Origin of the sequence: Aquimarina besae (genome assembly GCF_042434905.1) — a bacterium.
Lineage (GTDB): Bacteria > Bacteroidota > Bacteroidia > Flavobacteriales > Flavobacteriaceae > Aquimarina.
On record NZ_CP170199.1, the window covers coordinates 201,830 to 220,178 of the forward strand.

Here is an 18,349-nt window from a genome sequence, read left to right on the forward strand (position 1 = left end):
TTACATAGCCGTTTTTTTATACGTTAAAAAAGTCAATTCATATATTGGTTCAAACTTTATTTTATAGGTTCGCTTGATACGTAAAAAAGACAGTAGTACCATTTTTGATTTCCTATTACGTAAGCTCTTATTCTTAATCAAAATTTTGCTAAATCTCATTTATTAAACGTATCGTTCTCGTGAGCACTTGAAGTTAAAGCGGGTGCGTTTTATGCTCTGAACTACACTTTTCACTGAACGTTTGGCAATATTGACTGCAAAGCAAGTGTTTCATTAAAAAAGCTTTAAGTAAACTTTAACATTCTCGCAAAAACCTAACTGTCTTTTCTCTCGTATGTATTGATGTGTAATACTACAGATCAAAAGTATCACAGAAAAGTAATATCACATTAACAATAATTTTAAAAAAATATATAATGAAGAATTTTACAGTTTTATTTATCGCATTAATTATGTGTACCACTATAATCGGTCAAAATAAATTCGACCACACCAGTTGGGATAAAGCACTCTTATTAAATGTTTCCGGAAATGGATTAGTGGATTACGATGGTTTTATGCAAAACAGTTACTTGCTATATGATTATTTTCAGGAACTATCAAAAAACAAACCTAACGAAACATGGACAAGAAATGAGCGTATGGCATATTGGATTAATGCGTATAACGCATATACCATAAAACTAATTATCGATAGTTATCCCTTAAAAAGTATAACAAACTTGAAAAAACCCTGGAAAAAAAAGTTTTTTAAGATAGATGGGGAATGGTACAGCCTAAATGACTTAGAACACAAAATTTTAAGAAAATTTGATGATCCAAGGATACATTTCGCTATCAATTGTGCCGCAATCTCTTGTCCCGTAGTATGGAATAGAGCCTATACCGCAGAGAATCTGGAAGAAGCTCTTGATAAACAAACTAGGGATTTTATAAATGATCCAACACGTAATGAAATTACCAGATCTAAAGTGCGTATTTCTCAATTATTTGATTGGTATCGAAGGGATTTTAAAGTGAATGATGGTGACGTTGTCAAATTCATCAATCAATATTCAAATGTTAAAATTAGAGAAAATCAGGATTTAGATTATAAAGAATACGATTGGGGGTTGAATCAAGTATTACCTTCTTACGAGCGTTATGTATTTGACTAAAAACGTTTAAGAGGATATATTTCTCAAACTACTGTATGATTTAATTTATCTGGTCTCTTTGATATTACTACAAAGGCCCTCTTTTTCCGAAAGTTAAGGCAGTGAGAGGGCTATTACTAAAAGAGTCTATAAAGTGAGTTTGGGAGCTGTACTTTCTAAATGTATAATGCAATCCTCGGACAAGATCCAAATGACGATATTCATAATATTGCTCAGATCTTTCTGATATCGTGGTAGCAAAGATAAAAGCATTCAGAGCACAGTCTATAGATGTGAAAAATGTAGAATTCTTCCTCTTTAGATTAACTAGAATATTTGCATAAACACAACAATTGGTTTTGATCCCGAGTCTGTATAAGGGCGATATGAGTAACAATAAATACATAAAATAAAAAAGCTTCACATTTCTGTGAAGCTTTTATCTAGTAGCGGGAACAGGACTCGAACCTGTGACCTTCGGGTTATGAGCCCGACGAGCTGCCTACTGCTCTATCCCGCGCTATTGGACGGCAAATATACAATCTTTTTTAGCTTTACAAAGCATATTTAACAAAAACTAACATTTTTTTTATATCATCTTTTCTTACCATCTGATTTTAAATCATATACTCCAATTAAAGAATAAAAGCTTTTGTCAAAATTGGCTACTTTTTTATCAAATTATCTAAAATCACAGCTTATTTTGAGATATACTTAAAACTACTTCCCTCTTTGCTGTTTTATTAGCTGATATCTTCTGTAACTCGTAAATTTACCTCCTTTTTAACATTTTAATAAGAAAATGCGCAAGGCATCATAAATATAGATCATAAAATGAGTAAGACATTATTTGATAAAGTGTGGGATTCACACGTAATACGTAACATAGAAAATGGACCTGATGTATTTTTTATTGATCGCCATTTCATTCATGAAGTGACCAGCCCCGTTGCTTTTCTAGGATTGAAAAGCAGAGGAAACTCAGTGCTATATCCAGAACGAACGTTCGCAACAGCCGATCATAACACTCCTACTTTGAATCAACATTTACCGGTAGAAGATCCGCTATCAGCAAATCAACTAAAAGCCTTAGAGAAAAATGCTGCAGAATGGGGCATTTCTCATTGGGGATTGGGACATCAAAAAAATGGTATTGTACACGTAGTTGGACCAGAAAATGGGATCACATTACCAGGGGCCACCATTGTATGTGGTGATTCTCATACCTCAACGCACGGAGCGTTTGGAGCGATTGCCTTTGGTATTGGTACCTCAGAGGTAGAAATGGTGTTATCGACGCAATGTATCATGCAACCTAAACCAAAGAAGATGCGAATTAATGTGAACGGTGAGCTTGGTTTTGGAGTTACCCCAAAAGATGTAGCATTGTATATCATTTCTCAATTAACCACTTCAGGTGCTACGGGATATTTTGTAGAATATGCTGGTGATGTGTTTAGAAATATGACGATGGAAGGTCGTATGACGGTATGTAACCTAAGTATAGAAATGGGTGCAAGAGGCGGAATGATTGCCCCGGACGAGAAAACATTTGATTATATTAAAGGAAGACCATTAACTCCAAAAGGAGAAGCTTGGGACACGGCTATGGAATATTGGCAAACCTTATATACAGATCAAGATGCAGTTTTTGACAAGGAGCTTACGTTTAATGGCGCTGAAATAGAGCCTATGATTACTTATGGGACCAATCCAGGCATGGGGATTGGAATAACGAACAATATTCCGGATGCCTCTCAGGTAGAAGGTGGTATTGCTACCTACAAAAAATCCTTGGGATATATGGAATTTAAGGAGGGAGAAGCGATGATTGGTAAACCTGTAGATTATGTTTTTTTAGGAAGCTGTACGAACGGTAGAATTGAAGATTTTAGAGCGTTCGCATCGATTGTAAAAGGAAAAAAGAAAGCTGAAAACATCACGGCCTGGTTGGTTCCAGGATCCCATGAAGTAGAAGCTTTAATTAAAGAAGAAGGTATCTTAGATATCATTACAGAAGCAGGATTTTCGTTAAGAGAACCTGGATGTTCTGCGTGTCTGGCTATGAATGCTGATAAAATTCCGGCAGGAAAACTGGCAGTTAGTACCTCTAATAGAAATTTTGAAGGAAGGCAAGGACCAGGTTCAAGAACTTTATTGGCGAGTCCGCTCGTAGCCGCAGCCACTGCAGTAACCGGAGTAGTAACTGACCCAAGAACATTATTAGAAGAAGCATTAGCATAAAAGTAATTCAGAGTTTGGAAAGTTGAATTCAGAACATAAGAAAGAATCAAATGATCATCCTGAATTCGCAATTCTTAATTCATAATTCATAATTAAAACATGGCATACGATAAATTCAACATACTAACCTCAACCGCAGTACCATTGCCTATAGAAAATGTAGATACGGATCAAATCATACCTGCACGTTTTCTAAAGGCAACAGAACGCAAAGGCTTTGGGGACAACCTTTTTAGAGACTGGAGATATAACAGTGATGATACTCCAAAAGAAGATTTTGTATTAAACAACCCTACTTATAGTGGTAAAATTCTTGTAGGTGGTAAAAATTTTGGATCAGGATCTTCTCGTGAACACGCTGCCTGGGCTGTATATGACTACGGATTCAGATGTGTGGTTTCTAGTTTTTTTGCAGATATATTTAGAGGAAATTGTTTAAATATTGGTGTATTACCTGTTCAGGTAAGTCCAGAATTTTTAGAAAAAATTTTTAACGCGATTGAGGCAAATCCTACTACAGAAATCGAAGTCAATTTACCTCAGCAAACTATTACAATTAAGGATTCGGGCGAATCAGAATTTTTTGAAATTAACAGTTACAAAAAAGAAAATATGCTAAATGGATATGATGATATTGACTATCTGACCAAAATGAAATCAGAAATTCAGGAATTCGCCGCAGCACGTCCTTTCTAAAGATATAATTAGGGCGTTCGAGCGGGCTACCTGCCTACCTGCGGTGAGCAGGCAAGTCCGTTATATCTTTTTTAAACTTGTACTCTTCGAGAACCTCTGGGCACAAGTTTAAAAAAGGATGCCACTTCTATCCTTAACGCAAGAGATAATAAAGGGCTGAAAGGTTTTCAAAACCTGTGAGATCTGAGAAGGAAAAATAATACATATATGGGCAAAAGATCAATAGAAATCATGGATACTACACTCCGAGATGGAGAACAGACCTCTGGAATATCCTTTTCTGCTTCAGAAAAACTAACGATTGCGCGTCTTTTGATCGAGGAGTTAGGAGTGGATCGTATCGAAGTGGCATCTGCTAGAGTATCCGAAGGTGAGTTCGAAGCGGTTAAAAACATTATCGACTGGGCTCAAGAAAATGGATATATAGATAAAGTGGAAATACTGACCTTTGTAGATGATGGTAAATCCATACAATGGATGAAAGACACCGGAGCTAAAGTCCAAAACCTTCTTACCAAAGGATCTATAAATCACCTTACCTATCAGTTAAAAAAAACTCCAGAACAGCATTTTGAGGACATTGCAGCCACTTTTAAACAAGCAACTAAAGAAGGAATCATCACCAATGTGTATTTAGAAGACTGGAGCAATGGTATGCGCAACTCTGCTGAGTATGTATATCAATTCTTAGATTTTTTGACCACGCAACCAGTAAAAAGAGTATTATTGCCCGATACGCTAGGCGTGCTGATTCCGTCAGAAGCCTATAAATATTTGTCCTCTTTGCGAAACAAATATCCGGATTTGCATTTTGACTTCCACGCGCATAATGACTATGATTTGGGGGTTGCCAATGCAATCGAAGGAGTAAAAGCTGGAGTAAACGGATTACACCTTACGATGAATGGCATGGGTGAACGTGCAGGAAATGCGCCATTGGCTAGTGTAGTAGCAGTCATCAATGATTACCTTCCAGAAGTTAGTATCAATGTAAAAGAATCAGCATTATATAAGGTAAGTAAACTGGTGGAAACTTTTTCTGGATTTAAAATTCCTGCAAATAAACCTGTGGTCGGAGATAACGTCTTTACACAAACTGCAGGAATACACGCTGATGGAGACAACAAACACAATCTGTATTTTAATGATTTGATGCCGGAGCGTTTTGGACGAAAACGAAAGTATGCTCTGGGAAAAACTTCGGGTAAAGCTAATATCGAAAAAAACCTTCAGGAATTAGGTTTAAAACTAAGCCCGGAAGATATTAAGAAAGTAACCCAGAAGATCATTAAACTCGGTGACAAAAAAGAAGTCGTAACTCAGGAAGATTTACCGTATATCATTTCGGATGTATTGGATAGCAAACTATACAAAGACAAAGTAAAAATTAAGTCCTACGCTTTAACTCACGCAAAAGGATTGAAGCCATCTGCTACACTCGCTATCAAAATGGATGATGAGGTGATTGAACAACACGCACAAGGAGATGGGCAATATGATGCATTTATGAATGCTTTGGAAAAAGTATATGCGCAGAAAAAAAAGTCTTTGCCTACGTTGATAGACTATGCTGTTCGGATTCCGCCGGGAAGTAATTCTGATGCACTTTGTGAAACAGTGATCACCTGGAAAACCGAAACAAAAGAATTTGTAACCAGAGGATTAGACTCTGATCAAACGGTATCAGCCATTAAGGCTACCGAAAAAATGCTGAATATTATCGAACTATAAATAAAAACTTTTGTCACATCGTATCCTTCGACTATGCTCAGGACTAGATGTAATAGAGTAACTGATAAAACAATCTAGAATAAAAGAAAAGAATGGAATTAAACATAGCACTACTAGCCGGAGACGGTATTGGACCCGAAGTAATAGATCAAGCAGTCAAAGTTTGTGATGCAGTTGCGAAAAAATATGGGCATAAAATAAAATGGACATCAGCATTAACAGGAGCTGCTGCTATTGATGCTGTTGGAGAACCGTACCCAGATGAAACCCATGAAATTTGTGTAAATGCAGATGCAGTATTATTTGGAGCAATCGGTCATCCCAGATTTGACAATGATCCGTCTGCCAAGGTTCGACCAGAGCAAGGATTACTCAAAATGCGTCAAAAGCTAGGGTTGTTTGCTAATGTAAGACCCACTTTTACGTTTCCTTCGTTGATCGACAAATCTCCTTTAAAGCGAGAACGAATTGAAGGAACTGATCTGGTATTTCTTCGTGAATTAACCAGTGGAATTTACTTTGGTAAAAGAGGAAGAGAAGATAACGGAAATACTGCTTATGACACGTGCACCTATACCAGAGAAGAAGTAAAACGTTTGGCTAAAAAAGGCTTTGAAATGGCTATGACTCGTAGCAAGAAACTATGTTGTGTAGACAAAGCAAATGTGCTGGAATCCTCTCGTTTATGGAGAGAAACTGTTCAGGCAATGGAAAAAGATTATCCAGAAGTTGAAGTAAGCTACGAATTCGTTGACGCAGTAGCTATGCGGTTAGTACAATGGCCAAATTCTTATGATGTTTTGATTACTGAGAATTTATTTGGAGATATCCTTACAGATGAAGCCTCTGTAATATCAGGTTCTATGGGGTTAATGCCTTCTGCCTCTCTTGGAGAGAAAACTGCTTTATTTGAACCTATTCACGGATCTTATCCACAAGCTGCAGGAAAAGATATCGCCAATCCATTAGCCACGGTACTGTCTGCTGCTATGATGTTTGAAACCGCTTTTGGATTGAATGAGGAAGCGCAAGCGATCAGAAATGTAGTTGATAAATCCTTAAACGAAGGCGTGGTCACCGAAGATTTAGCCGGAGACGGCAAAGCCTACAAAACCAGCGAAGTTGGAGATTGGTTGGTGAAGAATATATAATTAAAAGCCCTAAAGATTACGTATGCAATCTACAGGGCTTTCTTCCCAAAATTAAATGTGAAACAAATTATCTTCTATTAATAAATAACTCTTGTTTCTGATATTAAATAAACACTTCTAGCAGCTCGCAATAATCAGAGTGAATATGCACCTTATTTACCATAGCAGGAAGCAAAATTGTTTCTCCTTCTTTAATAGTTTCGCTATGATCATCTACCGAGACTCTACCTTCCCCTTTTGTGCATACATACACTACGAATGAGTCTAAGTTGCAATAATCCTTTGTAAGTTCACCAGAAATTAAAGTGAAATTAGTTGTAAAATAAGGACAAGCCGCGATAGTAGAAGTTTCATTGGCCGACCTGTCGTACGTTTTTTTATAATCATTTTTATTGCTAAACTCAATAACATCTAATGCTTCTTCAGTATGAAGATCTCTAGATTTACCATTAACATCTTTTCTATTCCAATCGTATAAACGATATGTAATATCTGATGTCTGCTGTATTTCTGCTAACAAAACGCCTGCCCCTATAGCGTGTACTTTTCCGGCATTAATAAAGAACGAATCACCCGGATTAACACGCTCATAATGTAAAATACTTTCTAAACTATTATTATTTAGATGATTTACATAGTCTTGTTTGGATATTTCTTCTTCAAAACCAACAATAAGATTAGCATTTTTATCGGCTTGCATTACATACCACATTTCGGTTTTACCAAATGAGTTGTGGCGTCTTTTTGCTACGTTATCATCTGGATGTACTTGGATAGAAAGGTCCTTATCTGCATCAATAAATTTAATAAGTAACGGAAACTTTTCCCCAAAAGCTTTGTAATTTTTTCTTCCTAATAATGAGGATTTGTAATAATTGATCAACTCCTTTAATGAAGTTCCTTTAGCAATGCCATTAGCAACAATAGATACATCTTGATCAACATCTGCTATCTCCCAGCTTTCTCCGATATTATTTTGAGTAGTATTTTTACATAGAACATTTTTTAATTTATTTCCTCCCCATATTTTTTCTTTCAATATAGGTTCAAATTTTATAGGATAGTTTATCATGATTTCTAGATTTAGGGTCTTTGATACTTTATAGATTTAATTAAGCCGCCATGGTAGGGATAGAAGCACCATAGATTTCTACTACTGGTTCACTAACCTTTATATCTTTATTAGTTGATAATACAGCAAGTACATTATAGTTAAACCATATGGATAGTAATCGATAAGGAATTTCCAGCGAATCTTTTAACCCTAATTTAGAATCTTCCATATGAACCCATCTTTTTAAAGGCTGCTCAAAAATAGCTTTCGTAATCTGCGCCTTACCAAAGTATCTTTTCATTCTAATAAACATTTCTACATCAAAAAGCCATCTGCTTATAAAACTGTTTGCAAAGATCACGGGTACCAAATCTGCCTTAAAAACTTTTGCGCCACACTGTGTATCTTTAATAGACAGACCTAAAATCAATACAATTAAAATATTTATAACTTTAGATATTACTGCTCTAATTTTGTCTTTTTCTATAGCATCGGATGCATTCTTAGCTCGTGAACCAAAAACAAAGCTTAAGTTATTATTGGTTTTTAATGTTTTTAAAAGATCTCCAAAATCTTCAAAATCCGTAGAAAGATCGGCATCTATAAATCCTATATAGTTGATATCGCCTTTACTATATAAATACCTTGATCCTGCTCTTACGGCTGCTGCTTTTCCAGCGTTCTTTTTAATATCTACAATACTTACTTTTGTTGGATTTACCTCTTGAATTTCTTTTAACACTCCAACAGTATTGTCCTTGCTTCCATCGTTTACAAAACATAAATGATATTCGTTTTCTTGGTTTATAAACTCTATAAAAGCGTTTGTGTTTAGTCTTTTTTCTTCATTATAGCACGGTATGATTATTCCAGTTTTCATAATAGATTATTTTGGGTTACAGGTCAAAAGTAGCACGGTTAGCTCCCTGAAATTGAGGTAATTCGATGGTCGAAAGAAAGCTTTCGATGAATGGCGTTCGTCGAAAGATGGACCATTCGTCGAAACCCAAAGCTTTGTTGTATATTTAATCCAGTGAAATTTTTTAATGAGTTTTTTAGGGAAGTTTCCGCTTATATCTATTGAATGAAGAAAAGAATTACTAATAAATACTTAATAAGCGCGCTATTAATAGGAGTTGTATTTCATAGCTCCTGTATCTTTTTTACATTAGAAACTACGTATGACGCTTTAATCCATCTTTTTTTTGCAGATCATTATGCTACAAGTTGGTTCGAACCTTGGAATTATAGTTGGTATACAGGTTTTACGGTTATGGGGTATCCTCCTTTAGTACATCAAAGTATTGGACTATTCTCTCTAATTGGCGGTCTTAAATTTGGGCTCTTTGCGGTTGCTATTATTGCGATCATATTATTTATCACCGGAGTATTTAGATTTTCATTACTAATGACTGGCAAGAGAAATGTTGCCGGTTATGCTGCTCTTGTGGCTGTGTTCTCTTCTTCTTTTGTTGAAACCTTGCATATCTTTGGTCAACTACCTAGTATTGTTGGGATTTCGATTCTAATGCACGCACTACCCGAAATTTACCTATGGATCAAGACTGGTCGATATAAATATTTATTAAGGGCATTTAGTTTGCTAGCAGTAACCGTAACTTCTCATCATGTTACCCCAATTTTTGGGATGGTATTCTTCATTTTTCCATTAATTGGAATGGTCATTATGGATACTGCCAAAGACAGCGCTGGTTCTTACAAGGCTATCAGATTTAAAATATTTTTAAACACCTTCTTTAAACTTTTTTGGAGAATTGTAGGCTTTGGAATGGGATCTCTGGCACTCATTATTTTTTGCATTTTACCATACTGGATAAATACTAAAAACAATCCTATTACGCAGGTTCCCATTCCACACGGTTCCAGAGATAATTTTTTGGAGGTTACTTCATCGGGATTGGTCTTTTTTTTGATTCCCTGGGGAATTCTCTTGTTTATTTTACCTTATATATTTTATAGATATTATAGTAAACGGCACTTGTTTTTTGGTTTATCACTGTCCTTACTTACCTTATTAGGAACCGGTGGTACCACACCGATCCCAAAAATGGTCTTAGGAGACAATGCTTTTAATATTCTCACTTTAGACCGATTTACATTATGGGGATCAATAATGTCTCTTCCGATTTTTGGTGAGTTTTGTTATCGATTTGTAGAAGGCGATATAAAGAATAAACTTCAGGAAAAATTTGGTAGCGTTTATCATCGTTTATTAGGCGGTTTACTGGCTGGAGCGTTTATTTTTGCTTGTGTATTCACAATGAGTTTAGGATATTTCAGACCTTCTCAACCCCAGAAGATAAAGATGCTTCCGATTTTAAATTTCCTGAAACAAGATCAGCACGATCATTGGCGTTATTTGCCTTTAGGTTTTGGAGATCAAATGGCTTGGTTATCTGCTCAAACAAATGCAATGACCGTAGACGGAAATTATCATTCTGCCAGAAGACTTCCGGAGCTTACATCAAGAGCTGTAGAGCGACTAGAAAACTCTAAGTTTAGAGGAGTAGAAGGTATAGGTTCCTTACAGCAGTTTTTAACCGTGCCTGAAAAATACAATTTAAAGTATGTTTTTTCTAATGATAAATTTTATGACCCAATTCTATTTTTCTGTGGTTGGCAAAGACTAAGACAATTAGAAAATGGTATCATGGTTTGGGAAAAACTAAATGTTCCTCCAATACCCAATATTATTCCAAAAGATGATGTTGCATTACCATTAAAGTTGATGTGGGGTCTGATTCCTATTACGACTGCTTTATTAGCTTTTATCATAAATATCCAGATGATGTGGGTTCAGGCTCTAAAAACGAGTGATCGCAGCCATCCCGATTTTTTTAACTATTCAATTAAATATAAAGGCTTTAAAAACTATCTTATACGTTTTCAACATATGTGGGCGTTATTATTGTTATTGATCATGTCATATGGTATTTATCTTTTTTATATCAAAAATGCTACACAAATTAGTCCGCAAAATGTAGTTGAAGCATATTACGATGCTTTGGATTTTAAAGAATTTAAAAGAGCATACAGTTACATTGATCCTAATAGTAATAAAATGGAAGATCAATACATGCTAGAAATAGCGGTTACTGATGGTTTATTAAGTTCTTATGCTAAAATGGATGAGATAAAAACCATTGTGTTAGATCGAACCGATAGCACTGCAAAAGTGAGAGCAGAAACCTACTGGATAACACCTCTTGAAAGAATTGACAAGACCTTCTATCATAAGTTGGCAAAAAGAAATGGTAAATGGTATGTAGAACCATCAGATTATGATTTGGATATTCCACCCGACCAATTATTCTCACAAAACAAAACTCAATTCTATAGTCACGGAAGAAGAAGGATATCTTCTGAACAGACTTTTCACGAAGATGTTATAAAACAACCGGTGTTGGAAGTCCTTTATGCAAGTCTTATCAAAAAAGATTCTATTTATACCATTGTTGGAGAAATACAAAATGTCGATAATGTTCCGGCTGATATTGTTATCAAGGCAACGTTATATAATTCTGAAAATAAAGAATTAGCAGTGCATAATGCAAAAGATCAGCTGAAGCATAAACTTACGCCAAAAGAGGTTACTAGCTTTAGAATTAATTTTGAAGGAATAGCCTGGTTGAATAAGGATGATCAAAAACCAAAAACCTTTAATCCGGATGAATTTACGGCTGTTTCATTTTCTGATATTCCCCTTAACTTCAATCTTCAATGTGCAGGTAATGTCGCTACCACCGATTTGTACAAAGGTTTAGCACTTTCACAAATTGAAATTAAACAAGATGTTATAAAAGGAGTTTTGTTTAATTCTGGTTTACAAGAAGTAACGATACCACAGTTGATTATATCCTACTATAATGACAATAAAGAACTTATCTGGGTTGATCATTCTTATGTTAGAGAAGGAATAAGACCACAGCGTAAAAAGATATTCGAATATTATTTAAAAGATATAGGCAAACTAAAATCAATTAATACGAGTATGGAAAATATTTATATCAATGGCCTGCCTAATCAGGATATTGCTTATAAAATAACACCAAATAGAAAAAGAGATCAACCTGATTATAATTTAATTCCTGTCAAAGGTAATGGGTATGATTATATTAAAATTGAAGTAAATAATTATATAGGAGCTCCTAATTGATGAAACTGAATAAAGTTATATATCTGCTGTTTTTGATGATTCTCGTTTTGGGTTTCACCGTAATTAATCCAATTAATAGCGGAATTCAAGAAATAGATGTTGTAGCTGTGCACAATAAAACAGATTATATTGCCGGAGATGAAATTGTTCTAAAATTTAAAACCAATAAACGAATTGAAGCAAACTTATTGCTAGAAAGCTCTTATTGTAAAACGCATCTTAATTCGCAACAGCAGGATGAAATGCTCATTTTTAAAATTCCATCTTCTATATCAGAAAAAAAAGGAGTTTTACACTATAAATTGATTTTCAATACCAAAGAACTACATTCAGGAAGACTAAATATCAAAGCTTCCGACAAAATCAAAACCCCACTGGAATCTTATCTAGGACCAACCAGTATTATTGCGGGAGGTATAGATTATGGAATGATTACCGTATTACCATCTGATGTATTTGACAATCCTATTGAGGATAGCACCTTAATATCTATTAAACATCAATTCTTAGAAACTGAAAAGAATTCTGAATTCTATACCAAGGATTTTATCGTTTGGAATAATATATATTCTTATGAGAAATCTGGTCGAATTCTGGTAAGTGCACATACAGCCAAAACAGCTTCAAAAGAATTCACTCTTGATGTATTTCCGGCGCAAGCTCAAGACTTTGATCTGTATACTTCAAAAAAACACGAGTATGCAGATGGTAATCAAATTATAGAATTTTCAACCTCCATCATCAAAGATGCTTACGGTAATGTAATTAGCGATGGCAGATTAGTAGAATTCAGTATCGTCACAGCAAACCAAGAACGATTAAGAACTACAGGGACCAGTATTAACGGAGTTGCAACAGGATATATGGTACACCCAGTTTCTGAAACCACATGGGATATACAGGCTTTTATTCCTGAAATGGCACAAAGTAATAAGCTAACGATGACATTTAAATCATCTGTAAAGGATTATGAAATTCAATTTTCTAAAACAAATAGAAAGATTACTGTCGGACCAATTTTAAGTTTTATGAATCAAATTATTCCGGATGGTGCTATAATTTCTCTAAGTATAGAAAATGATAATAAAATGATCGATACCCTATCAGAATTTTCTTCAGAAGGCTTTGTAGAGTTTAATATGTCAGAAGATTTCTTTCCTAACGGAAAATATACAGTAGAAATTAATGGTATGGGTATTACTAAAAAATATGATCGTATAGAATTAAAATGAAGAAACAAAACAAAATGATATACAGGTCTTTTATTATTATTTCATTTATAGCTATAAATGCGCTCATTCTTTTTGGTATAAGTCAAACTTTATCATTTCTTAATACTGGAGCTGATCGTTCGAGTATGTTGCATATTGGAGTAAAAAATAAGCAAGCGTATATGCCAAAAGTTATTTGGAAAGATACTACGAATCCAGGTCGACCTATAGAAAAACAAACTATGGGTGACATTCAAAAAGACTATGTTAATTCTTGGTATGTGAAGAATGTAGGATATGCCACTTATGATTCGCTGGGTATTTTTGATTTCTATACAGAAAACGCGCGCAAAAATCTCTTGAACGGTCTTCAGTTTAATAGAACAAATAATATAAAAGTTATCAGTACAACGTTAAATCATCATCTCTCTTTAGATTTTTATAGCGCAGATGGGCAATTAGTTGTTTTTGAAGATCAAAATGTAACATCCTATACTCAATTTTTTAAAGAGAATGAATTACAGTTTGCGTCCAAAGATACTGCTGATTACAAAATAGCCATGTTACTAGAAGATGGATTCTGGAGAGTTCGTCATATTGTTAAACAATCTTTATCACAACCAGATAGTACATTACAAAAGAAATCTCCATACGTAAAAGGCAAAAAGATTATAGTTGATAGTAGTACCTACCAAATAAAAGGCATCAATTATTATCCTCAAAAAACTCCTTGGAATATGTTTGGTGAAGATTTTAATCCTGAGATCATCAAAACCGATTTTGATATTATTAAAAATGCAGATCTTAATACGATTAGGATTTTTGTTCCATATACAGTTTTTGGAAAAGAGAATGTAAAAGAAGATAAACTAGAGGAATTGCTAACCGTATTGGATTTGGCAGATGCTGCTCGCTTAAAAGTAATTGTCACGCTTTTTGATTTTTATGGTAATTATGCGATTCAAGATTGGACCTTTACACACAGACACGCAGAAAAAATTGTAGGTAAATTCAAAAATCACAAAGCTTTACTGGCCTGGGATATCAAGAATGAGCCTAATCTTGATTTTGATAGTAGAGGAAAAGAAATAGTGCTTGCTTGGTTAAGGGAGATGATTGGTCAGGTACGATCTTTAGATAGGGTGCATCCAATAACAATTGGTTGGTCATCCATAGAATCAGCAGAGTTACTGGTCGATGAGGTCGATATTGTTTCTTTTCATTATTATTTGGACTTAGAAAATTTCTCTGAATCTTTTAAATCTATATCCTCGTTGGATAAACCATTAGTGCTGCAAGAATTCGGGTTATCTTCTAATAAAGGGTTATGGGCTCCCTTTGGAAATTCAGCAAAGGATCAAGCCAGTTATCACAAAGATTTTCAGGAAATTATAAAAAAGAATAAACTTCACTATATGTCCTGGACGTTGTATGATTTTGATAACATACCTACTGATGTTGTTGGTAGATTGCCTTGGAGAAAAAACACACAAAAACATTTTGGATTTATTGATAAACAAGGCAATAAAAAGAAGTCATTTGAATATATTACACACTAAAAACCTCTGAGATATCTCAAAGGTTCTTAAAATATGACGATTGTAAAATCTGGGGTAATCCTGTCAAACTACTGACAGTGTTATTTTTTTAAATAGAAACTCTTTTTAAGCTTTTCTCTATTTTAGAAAATCGTTCCTTTTTAATCTGTTTAAAAGCATCTGTATACATTTGAGTAATTCTACTCATAGGGAATGCGGTAGCAGCATCGTAGTTAGCTTTTGCCAATTCTTTTCTGTAATTGGCGTCCACCACTATTTTTTGTATAGCATTTGCCAAGCTATCCGTGTTTTGAGGATCAAAAAATTCACCTCTATATCCTTCTTCTTTAACCAGTATACTCAGATCTCCAAGATCGGGCATAACAACTGCTTTACCATAACTACCCGCCTGATGTAATACTCCAGAGCTTCCGGTAGTAGATGTGTAAGGAAAGACAACCATAGCGCTTTCTCCAAAAATCTTAGGGACATCCTCTTCTTCTACATATCCGGTAAATGTCACTTGAGGTGTATTCTTGTATTCGTTTTTTACATTCTCTAGGTAGCCAGGAGTATTTGGGTTATCAGTTCCTGCGATCACAACTTCTAAATCAACTCCTGTAGTTTTTCTTACTTTCTCTACAGCATCAATTAAGATTTCTACTTTTTTATAAGTCCCAAACTTTCCAAATGTCATAATTTTTAATGAGCCAGATGGCAAGTCATAAGATGGTTCTGCTGGGATTTCAAAGGTTCCGTGAGGGATTAATACAACGTTTTTGGCATTGTATTTCTTTTCAAGAATATCTACATATTTACTAATGGTAACGGCAACACGGTCTGCGGATAAAACAAATCGCGTCAATGCAGTTCCTATCCAATTAAATACTGTTTTAAGTATTGGATTATTTGTAAATCCTGCTTTGTCCAAGTCTACCTGCTCCATAATGTTGTGTAACAAAACAACAGTAGGAATCTTCTTAATCCTACATAAAAGCGGTAATAATAACCCTAAAGCTGCTGCAATTTTTTTATCTCCGAATTTCATAAACTGTAGATTAAAAAGAATGGCATCCGGACTTGTTTGATTTACAGCTTTCATAACAGAAACAATGTTTTTATAACTATTAAATTTCCAACATTGTTTAATTACAACCTTACAACCGGCTTCTTCAAACTCGATGTTTGCTTCAGTTTCTGTAGTGTCTGTAAGTAAGATTAGTTCAGTGATTTCTGATTGCTGTCTAAATTGTTTTACCAAATGAAAAGCATATTCATTTAAGGTCACTTTGCTAGGTGGGTATGCTGTTACGATTGCTAATTTCATGATTTTGGTTTTTTTGATTTGGATTATACTATTACACTACAAATATGCTACAGAAATGAAGGTTATGAGATTCATTTTCGGTGGTTTGCAATTTTGTGTCGACGAATGGAAAACTAGTATCTTTAGTTTGAGATTTTTATAGATCGATAGAAAAAATAAATCAATTGTACACTTAATAAAATCGCCATCGCAATTATCTGTACTATCACGACTTCTAGCAATGATGAATGAAAAAAGGTTATCAATACGATTTGTGAAACACCTAGCAACCCGGAAATAATTACCGGTATATACTGATCCAGAGATAAAAAGTAATAAGCAAATATGTTAGAAACTGCAAAAAGAGATGTAGCAATGGCATATTTCCAGAGTAACGGTGCTATTGATAAGTAATCATTTCCGAACAGGATATTAATTGCTAATTCAGGAAAAAGATAGCATCCTAAAACTACAGCTGTAGCTAATCCCACAACATAACCAACATACTTGATTAAAATTGGAGTAGTGGCTTCACCAAGCTTTTTCTTTTCAATAACTGCCGGTAATAAAAGCATCACGAACATCCAGGTTACAAAATATACCACACGTCCGATAAGTGCTAAAGAAGCATATAATCCAGCATCGTACTCTTCAAAATAATGCTTGACCATAAGTATATCACTGTTATTAATAATGATTTGTGTCAATTCATAAAAGGCAGTTAGTACAAAAAACTTACTTATTTGTTTAGTTTGCTCTTTGTTTAATATGTTTTTTGATCGCAGTGTTATGTTCTCTCTTTTAAATGGTAATAATCCAAAAAAGAAGGAAGCTACTATACCTATAACTACTAAAATTGATGAATTTACTTGTGTAAGGAAAAAAATTAAGAATAAAGTAATTAGCAACCTGCTAAACATCTCACCCTGATAGGTAAGAGCTAATTTTTCAAACTTCTTGGTTCCTTGAAAGAATCCACGATTCACACTCATAACAAAATAGATAGGAATTCCTAAACCAAATATGGTAAACATCAAAGAAGACTTGGTATTAAAAATATTTTGTAGTTCCTGCGAAAAAATTATCATCGCAGCTCCTATAACCAATCCAGTGATACTTGCATATTTATACGCTACGTTAATAAAACTCTTTAATGTATCATTCTCAAATAGTACAGAGAATTTGGCAGTCGCTAATTGAAACGTCATCGCGACAAAAGACAGTACTAACAAAAAAGTAATTAATAAAGCTGCATCGGCAAACATTTCTGGTCCTAAGATTCTTCCTAACAACAGATTATATAGATAATTTCCAGCATTCACGATGATAACACTTACCATAAATTTTTGCTCTGCAGATAATTTGGGGATGTAGGTGCTAATAGTCATTTCTAAAAATATGAGTAAGTTGGTTTCTTTTTAAGGCTCTAAAAACTTTTTTATTTCCTTTGCCTAATACGAATAATACTTTGCTTCTTTTCTGTGCTTTTGCATAAATATTCTTTAAAACTTTGAGAGCACTTTTATCTACCTGATGAACGTTATTAAGACACATTACTACTTCCTCATAATGATCTAATAAGTAGTTAAAGTAATCTTTTACTTTGTTGACATTACCAGAAGTGAAGTTTCCTTTAATTTCTATTCGTCCATTGGTGTTATGTATTTGTAATTCCATGATATTTTAATTTGGGGGCTTGTTACAGAAAATCATTTCTTAGCATATAGCTTACATTACCAAATGCAGTTTTGATTTTATTATTTTCTGATCCAATTAGATAGAAAATTTTATTGTCTTTAATAGCTGTACGGTATAGTTTATTAAGAACGTGTATTCCATAGGTATCAATACTTGACACTTTGTCTAAGGATAAAATTACCTTTTCTGTAGAGGTCATTAACTGCTCAAAATGATGCTGTAATGATAGGGCGTTCTTACCTTGTAAATTTCCTACCAATTCATAAACTCCTTGTTTGTTTGTAATTTTTAGTGCCATAACATTTCTTTTTAAGATTAATAACAATACAAATATCATTACATGAAAATAGTAATCCCTATGTTTTTCGATGAGTTGCATTTTACTGTAGATGAGTGGGGAAATTTTA

Annotated in this window: 14 protein-coding genes and 1 tRNA gene; 8 read left to right on the forward strand and 7 right to left on the reverse strand. The window is 34.3% G+C overall.

What is annotated here, in order from left to right; genetic code table 11:
* Window positions 1–416 precede the first annotated feature (416 nt).
* Complete coding sequence (locus ACE94K_RS00960; protein ID WP_378178638.1) at window positions 417–1,157, forward strand: DUF547 domain-containing protein; 741 nt, start codon at window positions 417–419, stop codon at window positions 1,155–1,157.
* A 426-nt stretch (window positions 1,158–1,583) separates the two neighbouring features.
* Here ACE94K_RS00960 and ACE94K_RS00965 read toward each other — a convergent pair.
* Window positions 1,584–1,656, reverse strand: a tRNA-Met gene (locus tag ACE94K_RS00965).
* 314 nt (window positions 1,657–1,970) lie between these two features.
* On the opposite strand from ACE94K_RS00965, the gene leuC reads away from it, so the two are divergent.
* From leuC to leuB, 4 genes are all read left to right on the forward strand, one after another.
* On the forward strand, window positions 1,971–3,380 hold the full coding sequence (leuC, locus tag ACE94K_RS00970) for a 3-isopropylmalate dehydratase large subunit (protein ID WP_378178641.1): 1,410 nt from the start codon (window positions 1,971–1,973) through the stop codon (window positions 3,378–3,380).
* 99 nt (window positions 3,381–3,479) lie between these two features.
* The gene (gene leuD, locus ACE94K_RS00975) at window positions 3,480–4,076 is read left to right on the forward strand and encodes a 3-isopropylmalate dehydratase small subunit (RefSeq protein ID WP_378178644.1); all 597 of its coding nucleotides are present in this window, start codon (window positions 3,480–3,482) and stop codon (window positions 4,074–4,076) included.
* Window positions 4,077–4,283: 207 nt separating this feature from the next.
* Window positions 4,284–5,807: an alpha-isopropylmalate synthase regulatory domain-containing protein gene (locus tag ACE94K_RS00980; RefSeq protein WP_378178647.1), complete on the forward strand. Its 1,524-nt coding sequence runs from the start codon at window positions 4,284–4,286 to the stop codon at window positions 5,805–5,807.
* A 92-nt stretch (window positions 5,808–5,899) separates the two neighbouring features.
* On the forward strand, window positions 5,900–6,958 hold the full coding sequence (gene leuB, locus ACE94K_RS00985) for a 3-isopropylmalate dehydrogenase (protein ID WP_378178650.1): 1,059 nt from the start codon (window positions 5,900–5,902) through the stop codon (window positions 6,956–6,958).
* Window positions 6,959–7,061: 103 nt separating this feature from the next.
* Here the strand turns inward: leuB and ACE94K_RS00990 are convergent, their stop codons facing one another.
* The gene (locus tag ACE94K_RS00990; protein WP_378178653.1) at window positions 7,062–8,030 is read right to left on the reverse strand and encodes a type I phosphomannose isomerase catalytic subunit; all 969 of its coding nucleotides are present in this window, start codon (window positions 8,028–8,030) and stop codon (window positions 7,062–7,064) included.
* Between the two features lie 40 nt (window positions 8,031–8,070).
* Window positions 8,071–8,892 carry a dolichyl-phosphate beta-glucosyltransferase gene (locus ACE94K_RS00995; RefSeq protein WP_378178656.1) on the reverse strand — a complete coding sequence of 274 codons (822 nt, stop codon included), beginning with the start codon at window positions 8,890–8,892 and terminating at the stop codon, window positions 8,071–8,073.
* A 204-nt stretch (window positions 8,893–9,096) separates the two neighbouring features.
* Here ACE94K_RS00995 and ACE94K_RS01000 point away from each other — a divergent pair, with 204 nt between their 5' ends.
* Genes ACE94K_RS01000 through ACE94K_RS01010 form a run of 3 tightly spaced genes read left to right on the forward strand, consistent with a single transcriptional unit; the run spans window position 9,097 to window position 14,959 of the window.
* Window positions 9,097–12,189 carry a hypothetical protein gene (locus ACE94K_RS01000; protein ID WP_378178659.1) on the forward strand — a complete coding sequence of 1,031 codons (3,093 nt, stop codon included), beginning with the start codon at window positions 9,097–9,099 and terminating at the stop codon, window positions 12,187–12,189.
* Window positions 12,189–13,421, forward strand: a complete 1,233-nt coding sequence (locus tag ACE94K_RS01005) for a hypothetical protein (protein WP_378178661.1) — start codon at window positions 12,189–12,191, stop codon at window positions 13,419–13,421. Before ACE94K_RS01000 ends, ACE94K_RS01005 begins: the two co-directional genes overlap by 1 nt.
* Window positions 13,418–14,959: a glycoside hydrolase family 2 TIM barrel-domain containing protein gene (locus tag ACE94K_RS01010; RefSeq protein ID WP_378178664.1), complete on the forward strand. Its 1,542-nt coding sequence runs from the start codon at window positions 13,418–13,420 to the stop codon at window positions 14,957–14,959. Before ACE94K_RS01005 ends, ACE94K_RS01010 begins: the two co-directional genes overlap by 4 nt.
* 88 nt (window positions 14,960–15,047) lie before the next feature.
* Here ACE94K_RS01010 and ACE94K_RS01015 read toward each other — a convergent pair whose 3' ends face one another.
* From ACE94K_RS01015 to ACE94K_RS01030, 4 genes are all read right to left on the reverse strand, one after another.
* Window positions 15,048–16,265 (reverse strand): glycosyltransferase, encoded by a 1,218-nt coding sequence (locus tag ACE94K_RS01015; RefSeq protein WP_378178667.1) that lies wholly within the window; start codon window positions 16,263–16,265, stop codon window positions 15,048–15,050.
* Between the two features lie 122 nt (window positions 16,266–16,387).
* A complete protein-coding gene (locus ACE94K_RS01020) occupies window positions 16,388–17,632 on the reverse strand; it encodes a sugar isomerase (RefSeq protein WP_378178670.1) in 1,245 nt (414 codons plus the stop codon).
* Window positions 17,622–17,921 (reverse strand): STAS domain-containing protein, encoded by a 300-nt coding sequence (locus tag ACE94K_RS01025; RefSeq protein ID WP_378178673.1) that lies wholly within the window; start codon window positions 17,919–17,921, stop codon window positions 17,622–17,624. Before ACE94K_RS01025 ends, ACE94K_RS01020 begins: the two co-directional genes overlap by 11 nt.
* Window positions 17,922–17,943: 22 nt before the next feature.
* Window positions 17,944–18,240 (reverse strand): STAS domain-containing protein, encoded by a 297-nt coding sequence (locus tag ACE94K_RS01030; protein ID WP_378178676.1) that lies wholly within the window; start codon window positions 18,238–18,240, stop codon window positions 17,944–17,946.
* Window positions 18,241–18,349: the final 109 nt, after the last annotated feature.